This window comes from Streptomyces lateritius (assembly GCF_014649715.1).
Taxonomy (GTDB): Bacteria; Actinomycetota; Actinomycetes; order Streptomycetales; family Streptomycetaceae; genus Streptomyces; species Streptomyces lateritius.
Genome location: NZ_BMTO01000010.1, coordinates 76,509 through 91,489 on the forward strand (window position 1 = coordinate 76,509; position 14,981 = coordinate 91,489).

The window sequence follows — 14,981 nt, forward strand, 5'->3', positions numbered from 1 at the left end:
GTCGGCTCGCGCGAGCCTTAGATGAACTTCTGGCTCGCGAGGAACTCGGCCAGCTGCTTGCCGCCCTCACCCTCGTCCTTGACGATCGTGCCCGCGGTGCGCGCCGGGCGCTCGGTGGCGGAGTCGACCGCGGTCCAGGCGGCCTCCAGGCCGACCTCGTCGGCCTCGATGTCGAGGTCGGAGAGCTCCAGGGACTCCACCGGCTTCTTCTTGGCGGCCATGATGCCCTTGAAGGACGGGTAGCGGGCCTCGCCCGACTGGTCCGTCACCGACACGACGGCCGGAAGCGAGGCCTCCAGCTGCTCGGAGGCGGTGTCGCCGTCACGACGGCCGATCACCTTGCCGTCCTCGATCTTCACCTCGGAGAGCAGCGTGACCTGGGGGACGCCCAGGCGCTCGGCGAGGATGGCCGGCAGGACGCCCATGGTGCCGTCGGTGGAGGCCATGCCCGCGATGACGACGTCGTAGCCGGTCTTCTCGATCGCCTTGGCGAGCACCAGCGAGGTGCCCATGACGTCGGAGCCGTGCAGGTCCTCGTCCTCGACGTGGACGGCCTTGTCGGCGCCCATGGACAGCGCCTTGCGCAGCGCGTCCTTGGCGTCCTCGGGGCCGACCGTGATGACGGTGACCTCGGCCTCGTCCGCCTCTTCGGCGATCTGCAGGGCCTGCTCGACGGCGTACTCGTCGAGCTCCGAAAGGAGTCCGTCGACGTCGTCCCGGTCGACGGTCAGGTCATCGGCGAAGTGCCGGTCGCCGGTGGCGTCGGGCACGTACTTCACACAGACAACGATCCTCAAGCTCACGCCGGCTCTCCTACTGCATCGTCATTACTGGGCTGCCTTGTTGCTCGCAGCATAGGCGCCTGAAGGGCGGGTTTCCGGTCGGGGCGCCGGGCGCCCCCACCAAGATATTACTCGTCAGTACACCCAAGTCGTTACCGGTAAGCAAGCGCTCAGGTGTGTGACCTTGCCAACGCGAGCGGGCGGGTCGGGCTCAGTCTCGCAGTGCGGTGAAACGACCCTGGTGATAGAGGAGCGGCCGGCCCACGCCGGCCGGATCCCCCGCGACGACCTCGGCGATCACGATCCGATGATCCCCGGCCGGGACCCGGGCCACCACCCGGCAGACCAGCCACGCGAGCACCCCGTCGAGCACCGGCACGCCCTCGGGTCCGACACTCCACCGGGTCGGCTCGCCGAACCGGTCCGCGCCGCTGCGGGCGAACGTGCCGGCCAGCTCCCGCTGGTGCTCGCCGAGTATGTGGACGCCTATGTGCTCGGCCTCGGCGATCACGGGCCAGCTGGAGGAGGTGGTGCCCACACCGAAGGAGATGAGGGGAGGGTCGGCGGCGACGGAGCTGAGGGAGGTGGCGGTGAAGCCGACGGGGCGGTCCCCATGGGCGGTGATGACCGCGACACCGGCCGCGTGCTGCCGGAAGACGGAACGGAGGAGGTCGGGAGAGGCCTGCCGAGGGGCGCCGATGGTGCGGAGCTCGGGCGAAACCGTCATGGAACTGTCCTTCTGCGAGGGCGTCGTGAGAGGAGTCCGTGGGTTCTCAGACACCCGGACAGCGCGCGCTCGCGTTGCGGGCCAGATCCACGTGGGCCCGCCCGTGGAGAAGGAGTTCTTGGGGCACCCGGCCAGCCTGACGATCGTTGGCCTGTGCAGTCAAGCGCGTCCCGGGATGTGGGAGATGTGTCACCGCGTCAGACGGCGCGGCCCAGGGCTGCGATGACGTCCGCCCGGCGGGGCTGTCCGGCCGCGCGGACCACGACCCGTCCGGTGCGGTCGAGGACCAGGACGGTGGGGGTGCGGACGATGCCGAGCCGGCGTACGAGATCGAGGCGCTCCTCGGCGTCGATCTCCACATGCCCCACGCCCTCGATCATCGCGGCGACCTCGGCCAGCGTGCGGCGGGTGGCGCGGCAGGGCTGGCAGAAGGCAGTGGAGAACTGCACCAGGGTGGCCCGCTCCCCCAGCTGGACCCCGCTCTCGGCGCCGAGCGTCTCCGCCTGTCGCGTCATGTCCCCTTCTTTCTGCTTCCTTCTGCTCCCGGCCCCTCCCGTGCAGCGTGCCACCGCACCGTTCGATTCCCGCCACGGCCGGGGGCGTGACGAGAATCTCCCCTTACGAGGCCGTCAGGACTGGTCACAAGGGCCCGCATGGGGCACGATCTGCCCAAAGCCTAAAACCTACGGCTGCGTAACTTCCGCCGGGAGAACCCCTCCCCAGGCACAGAAGAAGGATTCCTCTCAGATGGCAGAACTCGTCTATCGGCCGGTCATCGGCGCCGCACTGACCCTGTTCAAGGCGCTCGACCTGAAGATCGACACCCAGGGTTCGGAGCACATCCCGCGTACCGGCGGTGCTGTGCTCGTCAGCAATCACATCAGCTATCTGGACTTCATCTTCACGGGCCTGGCCGCTCTGCCGCAGAAGCGCCTCGTGCGCTTCATGGCCAAGGACTCGGTGTTCCGGCACAAGGTCTCCGGCCCGCTGATGCGCGGCATGAAGCACATTCCGGTGGACCGCGCCCAGGGCGAGCACGCGTACGAGCACGCGCTGGAGTCGCTGAAGGCCGGGGAGATCATCGGGGTGTTCCCCGAGGCGACGATCTCGCAGTCGTTCACGCTCAAGAGCTTCAAGTCGGGTGCGGCACGGCTCGCCCAGGAAGCCGGGGTTCCACTGATCCCGATGGCGCTCTGGGGCACGCAGCGCATCTGGACCAAGGGCCGGCCGCGGAACTTCAAGCGCAGTCACATCCCGGTGACCATCCGCGTCGGGGAGCCGATGGAGGCTCCGGCCGACCAGTACGCGGGGGCCATCACCCGGCGCGTGCGCGAGCGCGTGCAGGAGCTTCTCGAGGCCGCGCAGCGCGCCTATCCCGTACGCCCCAAGGACGCGAGCGACACCTGGTGGGTGCCCGCACACCTCGGGGGTACGGCTCCGACTCCGGCCCAGGTCAAAGAAGCCGGCTGAGCGACGCGCCGCGGTTCCGGGAAGTCCGGCCGCGGCGGGACGTCACGCGGGGGTGCCGACGGTGATCCGCACCCCGGGGCTGAGCTTCTCGAGCGACTCGGCGAGTTCGGTGCCCGCCGCCATGAGTTCCTCCCGGGTCATGGGGGCCAGCGACTCCAGCAGGAAGATCGCGTTGACGGTGTCATCGTCGATCCGGGTGCGCGGGCCCTGGCGCCAGTTCCAGCGGCGGCACGTGACGCCCGCGTCGTCGCGCCAGACGATCTCGCCCGGCTCGGGGTGCTCCACGGTCTCCTCGCCGCCGGCCATGGTCACGAACGGCTCGTCGCCGGTGGCCCGGACGAGGCTCATCGCGCCCTGGACTCGGTCGAGATCCTCGCCGCCGGCCGGGATCAGATGGGCGACGCTGATCGCGTTGTAGGCGTCGACTATCCGGTTGATGCGGGGCAGTCCGCCGTCCGCGCGGGCTCGCCTGGCGAGCGCCTCGGCGGAGTTGCGGGTACGCGACGGCTTGGCGCCGAACGCCGTGTACGCGGCACGCCAGGCGGCGATGTGCGGGTCCTTGTCCGGCGCCTGTCCGTCGAGCCGCTCCGCGAGGCGTCGGGTCGCGTCGTCGAGCAGGGCCGAACTGGCCTCGTCGCTGGGCCCGTTGACCAGCCCGTGCGCCTCGACGGCGAGGTGGGTGAAGCCGGGCACGAGGGCACGTACCTGGTCGGACACGGTCAGGGTGAGGGGCATCGCGGTCCTTGCGTCAGAGTGCGGTCGGGAGGGTCCGTGAGAGCTCCGGCCGGTCTCGCGCCGACCACAGGGCTTTCAGCACCTTCGGATGCGGTGCAGCATACAATACTGGATAGTCCACTTCATTGCACTCGGGTCGCACAGGCCACGCCAGCCGCTCTCCCTCCAGCGAGAACCGGGCGTCGACGCCGGGCTTGTTGCCCCGGGGGTCCTGCCGCGCCCATCCGGATTCACCGGGGAGCCTGAGGGCGATCAGCCCATGGACGACCGGGTCCGACCCGTCGTCGGCGCCGAGCCGCTGGTAGCAGAGAGCGGTCGGAACGCCCTCGGCGCGCAACAGGGCCGCCAGCGCGTGCGACTTGGCGTAACAGATGCCGGTGCCCTGCGCGAGGACGTCGGAGGCCCGCCAGGTGACCCGCATGTCGCCGGAGTCGAAGGAGTGCGAAATGGCGTCCCGTACGAACTCGAAGGCGGCCTCGGCGTATGAGTATGCGTCCGGGTGGTCGGCGCGCAGGTGCGCCGCCGTCTGCCGCACCAGCGGATGCTCATGATCGATGACCCCGTCGGCCGCGAGGTAAGAAGCGAGTTCGGGTTCCTGCTGGATCAGCTCCATGCGCCCAGAGCATAGAAATGCGGCCGACCGGAGTCAATCTCTTTCCGATCGGCCGCATACCTATGCAGACGGAACTAGCGCGCCATCTCTTCCTTGAGTGCTTGGAGGAAGGCGTCGACGTCGTCCTCCGTGGTGTCGAAGGAGCACATCCAGCGCACGTCCCCGGCGGCCTCGTCCCAGAAGTAGAAGCGGAAACGCTTCTGCAGGCGCGAGCTGACCTCGTGCGGCAGCCGCGCGAAGACCGCGTTTGCCTGTACGGGGTAGAGGATCTCCACCCCGTCCACCGAGCGCACCCCGGCCGCGAGGCGCTGGGCCATCGCGTTGGCGTGCCGGGCGTTGCGGAGCCACAGGTCCTTGGCGAGCAGCGCCTCCAGCTGCACCGACACGAACCGCATCTTGGAAGCGAGCTGCATGGACATCTTGCGCAGGTGCTTCATGTGGCTGACGGCGTCCGGGTTGAGGACGACCACGGCCTCACCGAACAGCATGCCGTTCTTGGTGCCACCGTAGGAGATGACGTCGACACCCACCGCGTTCGTGAACGCCCGCATCGGGACGTCCAGCGAAGCGGCCGCGTTGGCTATCCGGGCCCCGTCGAGATGGACCTTCATGCCCTTGGAGTGGGCGTGTTCGACGATCGCCCGGACCTCGTCCACGGTGTAGACCGTGCCCAGCTCGGTGTTCTGGGTGATCGAGACCACCTGCGGCATGGCCCGGTGCTCGTCCTCCCAGCCCCACGCCTGCCGGTCGATGAGCTCGGGCGTGAGCTTGCCGTCCGGCGTCGGCACGGTGAGCAGCTTGAGACCGCCCATGCGCTCCGGCGCTCCGCCCTCGTCCACGTTGATGTGCGCGGACTCGGCGCAGATCACCGCGCCCCAGCGGTCCGTCAGCGCCTGGAGGGCGGTGACGTTCGCGCCCGTGCCGTTGAACACCGGGAAGGCCTCGGCGCTCGGGCCGAAGTGGCTGTGCATGACGCGCTGGAGGTGATCGGTGTAGTCGTCCTCGCCGTAGGCGATCTGATGACCGTCGTTGGCGAGGGCGATCGCGGCGAGCACCTCCGGGTGGGCGCCGGCGTAGTTGTCGCTGGCGAAGCCCCGGACCGACGGGTCGTGGTGACGACGCGCGTCGGTCCTGGAGGGCAGTGCCGGGGTCACGGCTTGGGGGTCAGCCACAGACGCTGTCCATTCACTTCCTGTGCGGGCCGGTCCCAGACGCCGGCGATGGCGTCGGCCAGATCCTTGACGTCGGTGAAGCCCGCGAACTTCGCATTCGGGCGCTCGGCGCGCATGGCGTCGTGCACCAGTGCCTTGATCACCAGGATGGCAGCCGCGGCCTTGGGGCCGTCCTCGCCCCCCAGTTTGCGGAAGTCGTCACCCATCGCGAGGGTCCATGCCTCGGCCGCCGCCTTGGCCGCGGCATAGGCCGCGTTGCCGGCGGTGGGCTTGGAGGCGCCCGCGGCGCTGATCAGGACGTAGCGCCCGCGGTCGCTGCGCATGAGCGGCTCGTGGAAGGCGAGCGAGGTGGACTGGACCGTACGGATCAGCACCTTCTCCAGGAAGGCCCAGTCGGCGAGCTCGGTCTCGGCGAAGGAGGCACTGCCGCGCCAGCCGCCGACGAGATGGACGAGCCCGTCGATCCGGCCGAACTCCTTCTCCGTCTTGTCCGCCCACTCGCGGGCGGCCCCGAGGTCGAAGAGGTCGACCGTGTCACCGACGACCGTGGCCCCGCCGTGCGCGTACCGGGCGGCGTCGACCGCCTCGGCCAGGCGCGCGGGGTCGGCGTCGGAGGCGACGACGACCGCGCCGGCCTCGGCGAGGCGCATCAGCGCCGCCCGGCCCGCCGGCCCGGCCGCTCCCGCGACCGCGATGACGGCACCTTCCAGCCCACCGCCGTTCCCGTTGCCGTTCATGGGCGTCGCCTCCTTGGAAACTGAGTTCACGCGGCAGCCTGCTCGGTCCGGGAAGCGTTGGCGGCGGTGATGCCCTTGGTCGCGGCGATCACGCCCTTGAGCTTCTTGGACAGGGCCTCATAGAACATGCTGAGCGGAAACTCGTCCGGAAGCACGTCGTCGACGAGCTTGCGCGGCGGCTGCGTCAGGTCGAGGGCGTCGGGGCCCTTGGCCCAGCGCGAGCCGGGGTGCGGTGCGAGGTAGGTGGAGACGAGCTCGTACGCCTTGAACCAGTGGACGAGCTTGGGCCGGTCGATGCCGTCGCGGTACAGCTTCTCGATCTCGCCGCAGAGCTGGTTGGTGACCTCGGGGGCACGCTGCCAGTCGATCTTGAGCGTGTTGTCCGTCCAGCGCACCACGTCGTGCTTGTGGAGGTACGCGAAGAGGAGCTGGCCGCCCAGACCGTCGTAGTTGCGGTCGCGGTCGCCGGTGACCGGGAAGCGGAACATCCGGTCGAAGAGGACGGCGTACTGCACGTCCCGGCCGTGGACGTGGCCCTCGGCCTCCAGCTTCACGGCCTCCTTGAAGGCGGTGAGGTCGCAGCGCAGCTCCTCCAGGCCGTACATCCAGAACGGCTGGCGCTGCTTGATCATGAAGGGGTCGAACGGCAGGTCGCCGTGGCTGTGGGTGCGGTCGTGGACCATGTCCCAGAGCACGAAGGCGGCCTCGCAGCGCTTCTGGTCCTGGACCATGGCGGCGATGTCCTCGGGCAGCTCGATGCCGAGGATGTCGACGGCGGCCTCGGTGACCTTGCGGAAGCGGGCGGCCTCGCGGTCGCAGAAGATACCGCCCCAGCTGAAGCGCTCGGGGGCCTCGCGCACGGCGATGGTCTCGGGGAAGAGGACGGCCGAGTTGGTGTCGTAACCGGCGGTGAAGTCCTCGAAGGTGATGCCGCAGAACAGCGGGTTGTCGTAGCGGGTGCGCTCCAGCTCGGAGAGCCACTCCGGCCAGACCATGCGCAGCACGACGGCTTCCAGGTTGCGGTCCGGGTTCCCGTTCTGCGTGTACATCGGGAAGAGCGCCAGGTGCTGGAGCCCGTCCACGCGGTCGGCGGCCGGCTGGAAGGCCAGCAGGGAGTCCAGGAAGTCCGGGACCGCGAAGCCGCTCTCCACCCACTTGCGCAGGTCGGCGACGAGGGCGCGGTGGTACGCGGCGTCGTGCGGGAGCAGCGGGGAAAGCTGCTCCACCGCGGCCACGATCCGGTCGACCGTGAGCTCGACCAGGGCTCGGGAGGGGGCTCCCTCCGCCTCCAGGTCGATGGAGCCGTCCTTGCTCTGCCAGGGACGGATCTCCTCCACGGCATTCTTGAGCTCGGGCCAGGCAGGGTGCTGGATCACCGGAGCTGCGGTGGATATCCCCCCACCGGTCACGTCCTGCACAAGAATTTCCGTCATTCGTCTTCCTCCACAGGAGAACCTCGCGTCAAGACACCGTATCCATTCCCCGTTCCTCCCCACAAGTGGGAGCAGAAGAAATTATCCTGCGAGACCCCCATGGTCACCGCTGTTTTTCCTGTCGGACAGGGGCGAGGCGATCGCATCCGCAGCACCGCTCAAGGCGCGGGCCGCGGCGTCGAGGTACTGCACCAGGGCCAGGAAGCCGTGGAACACCCCCGGGTGGTGGCCCTCGGGGACCGCGACGCGGGTGGTGGTCCTCCGGGACCGCGACGCCCGCCTCGGCGAGGCGGCGGCGAACGCCCGCCCCTCGCGCACACCGTCACAGCCGGCCGAGACGACGTGCGCGGGCGGCAGGCCGACCAGCTCCGGCCGGGGAGGAACCGCCCAACGTACGCCGCGGCCGAGAGCAGGGCCGCTCAGGCGTCCTCGACGGCGGCGGGGAAGCGGGCCTCCGGGGCGAGCCGGCAGTCCACGCGGACCAGGACGGCGCCGGACTCCCGGCACAGCGCGCGGCACGTGCGGTCGTGGGTGTCCAGGCGCAGAGGACCCAGCCGCCGCCGTGACAGAAGACGACGGTCGGACACGGCAGCCGGGCGGGCCCGCCCGGCCGGTGGTGGATGCCTCGCCTGGCGGCCGGGCCGGCTCACCCGGTGGGTGGTAGACGCGGACGGGGATCGGGGGGCGCGCCCTCGGGGCCCGCGACCGTCCGGTCCTCCACCGCGCCGACGGCGGGCGCGGCCGTGGCGGCGGCGAGGTCGCGGCGGGCCTCCACGGATCGTTGACGGCGCCTCCTCTGTCGGGGAAGACGGCGGTCAGCGGATCGGCGAAGGGCGGGCGGCGGCGAGCCGGTCGCCGCCCGGCAGGGCCCGATCACTCATGGACGCGGGCTCCTTCTTACCGTGGCCGATCGACTGGGCGAAGAAGCTCCGGCCACGGATGGGGACTGGCCGCCGGGAGCCAGGGGCGGGCGGCCCGTCGGCGACGTGCGGCCCCGAGGTCCGGAGTACCTCTGGTTCGGAGTTCGGGGCGACGGGGAAGGGCACGTTCCGACAAGGGCCGCGCGTGCGCTTCCCTCTCGCGACGGAGCCATTAGGCTGCGCCACCCAGGGACCCGTGCCCGGACATCGACGGAAGCGAGAAGATCTTGAGTTTCCTCACCATCGGTCATCGCGGAGTCATGGGCGTCGAGCCCGAGAACACCCTGCGCTCCTTCGTCCGCGCCGAGGAGGCCGGCATGGACGCCATCGAGCTGGATCTCCACCTGAGCAAGGACGGCGCCCTCGTCGTCATGCACGACGCCGAGGTCGACCGGACCACCGACGGCAGCGGGCCGATCGCCGAGCTGACCCTCGCCGAGCTGCGCGAACTGGACGCGGGCGACGGGGAGCGCGTCCCCCTCTTCGAGGAGGTCCTGGACGCCGTCCGGTCCCCGGTCCAGGCCGAGATCAAGGACGTGGCGGCCGCCCGGACACTCGCCGAGGTGATGAACCGGCGCGACCTGACCGAGCGGGTGGAGGTGCTCTCCTTCCACGACGAGGCCCTCGCCGAGATCGCCCGGCACGTCCCGGACGTCCGCACCGCGCTCGTGGCCGAAGAGCGGTACGCGGACGTCGTGGACCGGGCCAAGGCGGTCGGGGCGGGCGCCCTCGTCCTGAACATCCAGCACCTCACGCTGGAGACGGTCGAGCACGCCCACCGTGAAGGCCTGCGGGTGATCGGCTGGGTGGTCAACACCCAGGAGCACCTGCGGCTCGCCCGGGCCCTGGAGCTGGACGGCGCGACGACCGACTATCCGGAGATCCGCCGCACCGGCCGCTTCACGGCCTGAGGGCCCCGCTCACACCAGCGGTTTCACCAGGAGCTCGAACTGCAGGTCGTCCCGCTGCGGGACGCCGAAGCGCTCGTCGCCGTACGGGAACGGGGTCATCTCCCCCGTACGGCGGTAGCCGCGCCGCTCGTACCAGGCGATGAGCTCCTCGCGCACGGAGATCACCGTCATGTGCATCTCCCGTACGTCCCAGAGATCGCGCACGCGGCGCTCGGCCTCGGCGATGATCCGGCGGCCGAGGCCCCCTCCCTGGTGCTCGGGACGGACCGCGAACATGCCGAAGTACGCGGCGGTGCCTCGGCGTTCGAGCTGGCAGCAGGCGACGAGCTCGCCGTCGCGCTCGACGACGAGCAGCCGGCTGCCCGGGGTGGTGACGACCGCGCGCACACCCTCGGCGTCGGTGCGCTGTCCTTGGAGGATGTCCGCCTCGGTGGTCCAGCCGGCCCGGCTGGAGTCGCCCCGGTAGGCCGACTCGATGAGCCGAACGAGCACCGGGACGTCTTCCTCGACCGCGTCGCGGTAGCTGATCCGGCCGGTCTCCTGGGACGTGGCGGTGTCCATGGCGTTCGGTTCTCCCCTCGGGCACTGACGATCGGTGGAGGCGATCCCCCCGAGCGTAACGCCCCCGTCGCGTGCCCCCGTGTACTCCTGTGCGCTCGCGTACGCCCGGCCCCGCCCGGGCATCGACGCCGAGAGGGACGACGGGGAGGTGTGCCGTGCACGGACCGGCGTTGTCGGCGTGGCTGTTGGTGGCGCTGTGCGGGGCGAGCGGGGCGTACTGCCTGCTGCGGATGCGACGCTGCGCCGGCGAGGAGCGCAGGGCGGCGGGGAGCGAGGCCGTGATGGGCTTCGGCATGGCGGCGATGGCGCTCCCCGCGGCCGTGCTCACCCCGCCGGACTGGAGCTGGGCGGTGTACGCGGCGGTGTTCGGCGTGGCGGCGCTGCGCGCGCTGCTCGCGGCCCGGCGCGGCGGGCATCATCTGCACCACATGGTGGGCTCCTTGGCCATGGTCTACATGGCGGTGGCCATGGCCCTCCCGGCGCACGGAGGGCACGCGGGCCACGGAGCCGCGTCCGGGGTCGCGTCCGGGGTCGCTGGGGGCGCGCCGCTCGTGACGGGCGCGCTGCTGGCGTACTACACGGTGTACGTGCTGCGGTCGGGGGCCCGGCTGGTCCCGGTGGCGACGCCGGTCGGCGGGCCGCTGTCCACGTGGGCCTCGCGGCCGGAGTTCGCCCTCGTGTGCCGGCTGTCGATGGCGCTCGCGATGCTGACGATGCTCGTGACGATGTGAGGCTGTGACGCTCGTGGGGGCCGGGGCGGCGCGGTCGCGAAACCGTGGCGTACGTCACTTGGCTCGCGCGACCATACCCCCCGGTAGCCGCCGCTCGTAGGGTGGCCCCATGTTGGTCTCCCTCGCGCTGCTCGCGCTCGGCGTCCTGACCGCCGTCGTGGCCCCGCGACTGCTGTCGCGGTCCGACTGGGCGGAACGCGAGCCTGTGGTGGCGCTCTGGATGTGGCAGTGCGTGGTGGCCGCGGTCCTGCTGAGCTTCGCGCTGTCGATGACGTTCAGCGCGGCGGCCGCCTGGCAGGTGGTACGGGGACAGATCTTCGCACCCGCACCGCGCGGAGTGATCGAGGCGTACGAACTGGGCGCCCACCGCCCGTGGTCGGCGGCGCTGGCCGTCGTGCTGGCCTGTGGCGGGCTGTGGACAGCGGCCATGCTCACCCGGGAGATCCGCAGGGCGCGGGCGCGCCGTCGGAAGCGCCGCGGCGAACTGCTCGCCCGTTCCCCGCTGTTGCCCGGTGAGAAGCCGGACGGGGAGGGGCTCGTCGTTCTCGAGGCCGAACGCCCCGACGCGTGGTGGCTGCCGGGGACCGCGCCGCGGCTGGTGGTCACGACGGCCGCTCTGCGCCGTCTGAAGGGGCGCCAACTCGACGCCCTGCTCGCACATGAGCAGGGACACGCCCGGGCGCGCCACGACTGGTTGCTGCACTGCTCGGGGGCGCTGGCGGGCGGCTTCCCGGGCATTCCGGTCTTCGCGGCCTTCCGCGGGGAGATGCACCGGCTGGTGGAACTGGCCGCCGACGATGTGGCCTCGCGCCGCTTCGGGCGGCTGACGATCGCGCTCGCCCTGGTGGAACTCAACGAGGAGCGCGGGGTGTTCGGCCCCGGCCAGGCGCCGGACGCGGACCTTCCGCAGCGGGTCAACCGGCTCCTCGCGGCCGCCCCGCGCCTGACGGCGGGCCGCCGGCTGCGGCTGACGGCGGCGGCGGCGCTGGTGCCGGTGGTACCGGTTCTGGTGGCGTTCGTCCCCGCGCTGCGGGTGCTCGGATAACCGCGGGCGGCTCAGCGCCGGCCCGAACCCCGGGGAAGATCGGGGAAGATCGAGGCATGCGCTCCTCCGCCGTCGTCTCCGGTGCCCTGGCCGTACTGCTGCTCGTCCTCGTGGTCGTGGACTGTCAGCCGCTGCTCTCCCTGGACCGCTCGGTCGCCGAGTCGCTGCACCGCAGCGCCGTCGCCGAGCCGGGCCTCACCCGGCTCAGCCAGGTCCTCAGCGATTGGGTGTGGGACCCATGGACCATGCGGGCACTGATCACGGTCGCGGTGGTGATGCTGTGGTGGCGCCGCGAGCGGTGGCTCGCGCTGTGGCTCGTCGGGGCGAGCCTGGCGGCGGCGGCCGTGCAGCAGGGAATGAAGGCGGCCGTCGACCGGGACCGGCCCGCCTGGGCCGATCCGGTCGACTCGGCGCACTACGCGGCCTTCCCCTCCGGGCACGCCCTGACCGCGGCGCTGACCTGCGCGCTGCTGTTGTGGGTGCTCGCCCTGCACTGGCGGGAGACCTGGCGGGGCTGGAGCGTCCTCGCGGTGACGGCCGTGGTGTCGGTCCTGGGCGTGGGGTGGACCCGGGTCTATCTGGGGGTGCACTGGCCCTCGGACGTGGTCGCCGGCTGGCTGCTGGGCTGGTGCGGCGCCGCTGTGGCGATCATCACGTACCGGAAGTACGGGCGGAACCCGGACCGGAGGGACGCTCGGCCCCCGGCCGGAGGAGGGTAGGGGGTTTCGTGTGGATCAGGCCGGAGGAGAATGGGGGAAACGCACGGAAACCGCCTGTTCTGGACGATCCCCCGCGTCGCCCAGAACAGACGGTGAACCCGCTGACCAGCCACGAAGGCGCGACAGCAGGATGCGCTGAGTATATTGGCTGCGAGCCAGTCAACGCAGGAGTCCAGCATGTCCCCGCGTAGCGCATCGGTCAATGAAGAGCTTCGACGACGCTCGCGCGAGCGGCTCCTGGAGGCGACCGTCGAGCTCGTCTCGGAGCGTGGTTACGAGGCGACGACGCTGGGCGACATCGCCGAGCGGGCGGGCTCGGCACGTGGTCTGATCTCGTACTACTTCCCGGGGAAGCGGCAGCTGCTGCAGTCGGCCGTGCACCGGCTGATGCACCTCACGCTGGAGGAAGCGCTGGAGCGCGAACCGCGGACGGGGGACGGGCGGGAGCGGATGGCGCGGGCGATCGACGCGATCCTGGGCCTCGCCGTGGACCGGCCGGTGCTGATGCGGACCCATATGGCCGGGATTCTGCAGGCGGAGGGGTTCGTGCAGTGTCCCGAGCAGCAGCGGCTCGCGTTCCTGTTGCGGGACACGGTGACGCGGTACGGCTCCGACAACGTGGACGCGGACTATCCGCTGCTGCGGGCACTGCTCATGGGGGCGGTGGTGGCGGTGTTGCTCCCAGGGGCTCCGATGCCGATGGCCCGGCTCCGTGCGGAGCTGTTCCACCGGTACGGACTCGGCTGGGAGCAGGGCGTGCCGCCGAGCGGGGGTCCGCCCGGCGGCATGCCGTTCACCGCTTCCGTGTTACCGGCGCCGGCCGCGGTCTCCGCGGCGGGGGACCGGGTGCCGCGTCAGTCGTCGACGTCCTCGTAGTCCTCGAAGTAGTCCGGCTGGGTCTGGACGTTGAGCGCGTCCATCCGGATCCGCTCCGCGGGGTCGGTACGGCGGTCGTCGAGCTTCAGCACGTCGAAGCCCTTGGCCATGTCGTTGGAGTAGATGTGGCCGTTGTAGTAGTACGCGGACCAGGAACCGCCCGAGGTGAGGCGTTCGGTGGAGATCGGACCGCGCTCGAAGTACGCGATCTCCCGCGGCTTGCTCGAGTCCGTGAAGTCCCAGACCGACACGCCGCCCTGGTACCAGCCCTGGACCATCAGGTCCTTGCCCTTGACGGGGATCAGTGAGCCGTTGTGGGCCACGCAGTTCTCGGTCTTCGCCTGGTGGCGGGGGATCTTGAAGTAGCTGCGGAAGACCAGCTTGCGGTGGTCGCCCTTGCCGACGATGTCGTAGACGCCGTCGGCGCCGCGATGGGGACCGATGGCCTCGTTGCAGGTCGCGGCGGAACCGCCGCCGAGCTCGTCGGTGAAGACGACCTTGTTCGCCTTCTGGTTGAAGGTCGCCGAGTGCCAGAACGCGAAGTTCACGTTGTCCTGGACGCGGTCGATGACCTTCGGGTTCGCCGGGTCCTCGATGTCGAAGATGATGCCGTCGCCCATGCAGGCGCCGGCGGCGAGGTCCTTGGCGGGCAGCACGGTGATGTCGTGGCAGCCGGTGGTCTTGGAGACACCCGGATTGGTGGGGCTGCCCGGGTTGCCGCCGCCGTCCGGGCCCTCGCCCGGGAAGAGGACGGGGAAGCTGACGATCGCGGCCTTCTCCGGCGCCTTGCGGGGCACCTTGATGACCGAGATGCCGTCGTGCGGGGGCCGGCAGTCGGGGAACGCGGCGTTGGGCGAGTACCAGGAGACGTAGACGTAGACGTCCCGGCGCTCCGGCACCAGCGTGTGGGTGTGGGAGCCGCACGCGGTCTCGACGGCGGCGACGTACTTCGGGTTGGTGATGTCGCTGATGTCGAAGATCTTCATGCCCTCCCAGGAGGACTTCTCCGTGGCCGGCTGGCTGACGCTCGCACAGGAGTTGTCGCTGCGGGAGGAGTCGGTGGAGAGGAAGAGCAGGTTGCCGGAGACGGAGATGTCGTTCTGGGATCCGGGGCAGAGCACCTGGGCGACGGTCTTCGGGGCCGTCGGATCGCCGATGTCGAAGATCCGGAAGCCGTCGTAGTTGCCCGCGAAGGCGTACCGCCCCTGGAAGGCCAGGTCGGAATTGGTGCCCCGGAGCGCATCCTTGGGGATGTTCGCCAGGTGCTTGATGTTGTCGCTGTGGACGATCTCGTCCACGCCGGGTATCGCGCCGCTCCGGACGGCGGCCCGGGCGTCGGCCGCCTCTTGCGCGGAGACGCTGCCGTGGGCGGGGGTGTCGCCCGGATCGGGTACGGCGGCCGCGGGGCCTGCCGCGAGCAGACCGACCAGCAGTCCGGCGGCGGCGGTAGCCACACCGAGACCTCTGATCCGTGCGCGCGGGGTACGAGTGGTTCTCGACGAAGTCACTCCGTCCTCCCTTGTGTCCATTCGTGGTGAACGGTTGATGG

General features: G+C 70.8%; 17 protein-coding genes. 6 read left to right on the forward strand and 11 right to left on the reverse strand.

Going from position 1 to position 14,981, the window contains the following annotated elements; genetic code table 11:
* Positions 1 to 17 precede the first annotated feature (17 nt).
* The 3 genes from IE136_RS21210 to IE136_RS21220 all read right to left on the reverse strand — a co-directional run bounded on the left by IE136_RS21210 (position 18) and on the right by IE136_RS21220 (position 2,024).
* Positions 18 to 803, reverse strand: coding sequence for an electron transfer flavoprotein subunit beta/FixA family protein (locus IE136_RS21210; protein ID WP_189601122.1), 786 nt, complete (start codon positions 801 to 803; stop codon positions 18 to 20).
* 190 nt (positions 804 to 993) lie between these two features.
* Positions 994 to 1,509, reverse strand: coding sequence for a flavin reductase family protein (locus tag IE136_RS21215; protein ID WP_158984836.1), 516 nt, complete (start codon positions 1,507 to 1,509; stop codon positions 994 to 996).
* A gap of 197 nt (positions 1,510 to 1,706) precedes the next feature.
* The gene (locus tag IE136_RS21220; RefSeq protein WP_189601123.1) at positions 1,707 to 2,024 is read right to left on the reverse strand and encodes a TlpA family protein disulfide reductase; all 318 of its coding nucleotides are present in this window, start codon (positions 2,022 to 2,024) and stop codon (positions 1,707 to 1,709) included.
* 232 nt (positions 2,025 to 2,256) lie between these two features.
* On the opposite strand from IE136_RS21220, the gene IE136_RS21225 reads away from it, so the two are divergent.
* Entirely contained in the window at positions 2,257 to 2,979 is a 723-nt protein-coding gene (locus IE136_RS21225) for a lysophospholipid acyltransferase family protein (protein ID WP_158984840.1), read from the forward strand.
* 42 nt (positions 2,980 to 3,021) lie between these two features.
* Here IE136_RS21225 and IE136_RS21230 read toward each other — a convergent pair whose 3' ends face one another.
* The 6 genes from IE136_RS21230 to IE136_RS21255 all read right to left on the reverse strand — a co-directional run bounded on the left by IE136_RS21230 (position 3,022) and on the right by IE136_RS21255 (position 8,256).
* On the reverse strand, positions 3,022 to 3,714 hold the full coding sequence (locus IE136_RS21230) for a B3/B4 domain-containing protein (protein ID WP_189601124.1): 693 nt from the start codon (positions 3,712 to 3,714) through the stop codon (positions 3,022 to 3,024).
* A gap of 13 nt (positions 3,715 to 3,727) precedes the next feature.
* The gene (locus IE136_RS21235) at positions 3,728 to 4,327 is read right to left on the reverse strand and encodes a transglutaminase-like domain-containing protein (protein ID WP_189601125.1); all 600 of its coding nucleotides are present in this window, start codon (positions 4,325 to 4,327) and stop codon (positions 3,728 to 3,730) included.
* Between the two features lie 74 nt (positions 4,328 to 4,401).
* Positions 4,402 to 5,481 (reverse strand): threonine aldolase family protein, encoded by a 1,080-nt coding sequence (locus IE136_RS21240; protein ID WP_189601213.1) that lies wholly within the window; start codon positions 5,479 to 5,481, stop codon positions 4,402 to 4,404.
* On the reverse strand, positions 5,478 to 6,236 hold the full coding sequence (locus IE136_RS21245) for an SDR family NAD(P)-dependent oxidoreductase (protein ID WP_189601126.1): 759 nt from the start codon (positions 6,234 to 6,236) through the stop codon (positions 5,478 to 5,480). The genes IE136_RS21240 and IE136_RS21245 overlap by 4 nt, the downstream gene beginning before the upstream one ends.
* 26 nt (positions 6,237 to 6,262) lie before the next feature.
* Positions 6,263 to 7,669, reverse strand: a complete 1,407-nt coding sequence (locus IE136_RS21250) for a DUF6421 family protein (protein WP_158984846.1) — start codon at positions 7,667 to 7,669, stop codon at positions 6,263 to 6,265.
* 419 nt (positions 7,670 to 8,088) lie between these two features.
* A complete protein-coding gene (locus IE136_RS21255) occupies positions 8,089 to 8,256 on the reverse strand; it encodes an alpha/beta hydrolase fold domain-containing protein (protein WP_229819006.1) in 168 nt (55 codons plus the stop codon).
* Positions 8,257 to 8,816: 560 nt separating this feature from the next.
* Here IE136_RS21255 and IE136_RS21260 point away from each other — a divergent pair.
* Positions 8,817 to 9,500 carry a glycerophosphodiester phosphodiesterase gene (locus IE136_RS21260; protein WP_189601127.1) on the forward strand — a complete coding sequence of 228 codons (684 nt, stop codon included), beginning with the start codon at positions 8,817 to 8,819 and terminating at the stop codon, positions 9,498 to 9,500.
* 9 nt (positions 9,501 to 9,509) lie between these two features.
* Here IE136_RS21260 and IE136_RS21265 read toward each other — a convergent pair whose 3' ends face one another.
* Positions 9,510 to 10,061, reverse strand: coding sequence for a GNAT family N-acetyltransferase (locus IE136_RS21265; protein ID WP_158984852.1), 552 nt, complete (start codon positions 10,059 to 10,061; stop codon positions 9,510 to 9,512).
* A 155-nt stretch (positions 10,062 to 10,216) separates the two neighbouring features.
* Here IE136_RS21265 and IE136_RS21270 point away from each other — a divergent pair, with 155 nt between their 5' ends.
* From IE136_RS21270 to IE136_RS21285, 4 genes are all read left to right on the forward strand, one after another.
* A complete protein-coding gene (locus IE136_RS21270; RefSeq protein ID WP_189601128.1) occupies positions 10,217 to 10,792 on the forward strand; it encodes a DUF5134 domain-containing protein in 576 nt (191 codons plus the stop codon).
* Between the two features lie 109 nt (positions 10,793 to 10,901).
* Positions 10,902 to 11,837 (forward strand): M56 family metallopeptidase, encoded by a 936-nt coding sequence (locus IE136_RS21275; RefSeq protein ID WP_158984857.1) that lies wholly within the window; start codon positions 10,902 to 10,904, stop codon positions 11,835 to 11,837.
* A gap of 56 nt (positions 11,838 to 11,893) precedes the next feature.
* A complete protein-coding gene (locus tag IE136_RS21280; protein WP_158984859.1) occupies positions 11,894 to 12,556 on the forward strand; it encodes a phosphatase PAP2 family protein in 663 nt (220 codons plus the stop codon).
* 177 nt (positions 12,557 to 12,733) lie between these two features.
* Positions 12,734 to 13,432, forward strand: coding sequence for a TetR/AcrR family transcriptional regulator (locus IE136_RS21285; RefSeq protein ID WP_158984861.1), 699 nt, complete (start codon positions 12,734 to 12,736; stop codon positions 13,430 to 13,432).
* Here the strand turns inward: IE136_RS21285 and IE136_RS21290 are convergent.
* Positions 13,411 to 14,961: an LVIVD repeat-containing protein gene (locus IE136_RS21290; protein WP_189601129.1), complete on the reverse strand. Its 1,551-nt coding sequence runs from the start codon at positions 14,959 to 14,961 to the stop codon at positions 13,411 to 13,413. The two genes, IE136_RS21285 and IE136_RS21290, sit on opposite strands and share 22 nt — an antisense overlap.
* Positions 14,962 to 14,981 lie beyond the last annotated feature (20 nt).

What these genes read in the sequence shown, in the direction of transcription:
- IE136_RS21250 (WP_158984846.1), bottom strand. Translation starts at nt 7,669, where the DNA reads ATGACGGAAATTCTTGTGCAGGACGTGACCGGTGGGGGGATATCCACC.
- IE136_RS21290 (WP_189601129.1), bottom strand. Translation starts at nt 14,961, where the DNA reads ATGGACACAAGGGAGGACGGAGTGACTTCGTCGAGAACCACTCGTACC.
- IE136_RS21215 (WP_158984836.1), bottom strand. Translation starts at nt 1,509, where the DNA reads ATGACGGTTTCGCCCGAGCTCCGCACCATCGGCGCCCCTCGGCAGGCC.
- IE136_RS21220 (WP_189601123.1), bottom strand. Translation starts at nt 2,024, where the DNA reads ATGACGCGACAGGCGGAGACGCTCGGCGCCGAGAGCGGGGTCCAGCTG.
- IE136_RS21230 (WP_189601124.1), bottom strand. Translation starts at nt 3,714, where the DNA reads ATGCCCCTCACCCTGACCGTGTCCGACCAGGTACGTGCCCTCGTGCCC.
- IE136_RS21235 (WP_189601125.1), bottom strand. Translation starts at nt 4,327, where the DNA reads ATGGAGCTGATCCAGCAGGAACCCGAACTCGCTTCTTACCTCGCGGCC.
- IE136_RS21275 (WP_158984857.1), top strand. Translation starts at nt 10,902, where the DNA reads ATGTTGGTCTCCCTCGCGCTGCTCGCGCTCGGCGTCCTGACCGCCGTC.
- IE136_RS21265 (WP_158984852.1), bottom strand. Translation starts at nt 10,061, where the DNA reads ATGGACACCGCCACGTCCCAGGAGACCGGCCGGATCAGCTACCGCGAC.
- IE136_RS21245 (WP_189601126.1), bottom strand. Translation starts at nt 6,236, where the DNA reads ATGAACGGCAACGGGAACGGCGGTGGGCTGGAAGGTGCCGTCATCGCG.
- IE136_RS21280 (WP_158984859.1), top strand. Translation starts at nt 11,894, where the DNA reads ATGCGCTCCTCCGCCGTCGTCTCCGGTGCCCTGGCCGTACTGCTGCTC.
- IE136_RS21225 (WP_158984840.1), top strand. Translation starts at nt 2,257, where the DNA reads ATGGCAGAACTCGTCTATCGGCCGGTCATCGGCGCCGCACTGACCCTG.
- IE136_RS21285 (WP_158984861.1), top strand. Translation starts at nt 12,734, where the DNA reads ATGTCCCCGCGTAGCGCATCGGTCAATGAAGAGCTTCGACGACGCTCG.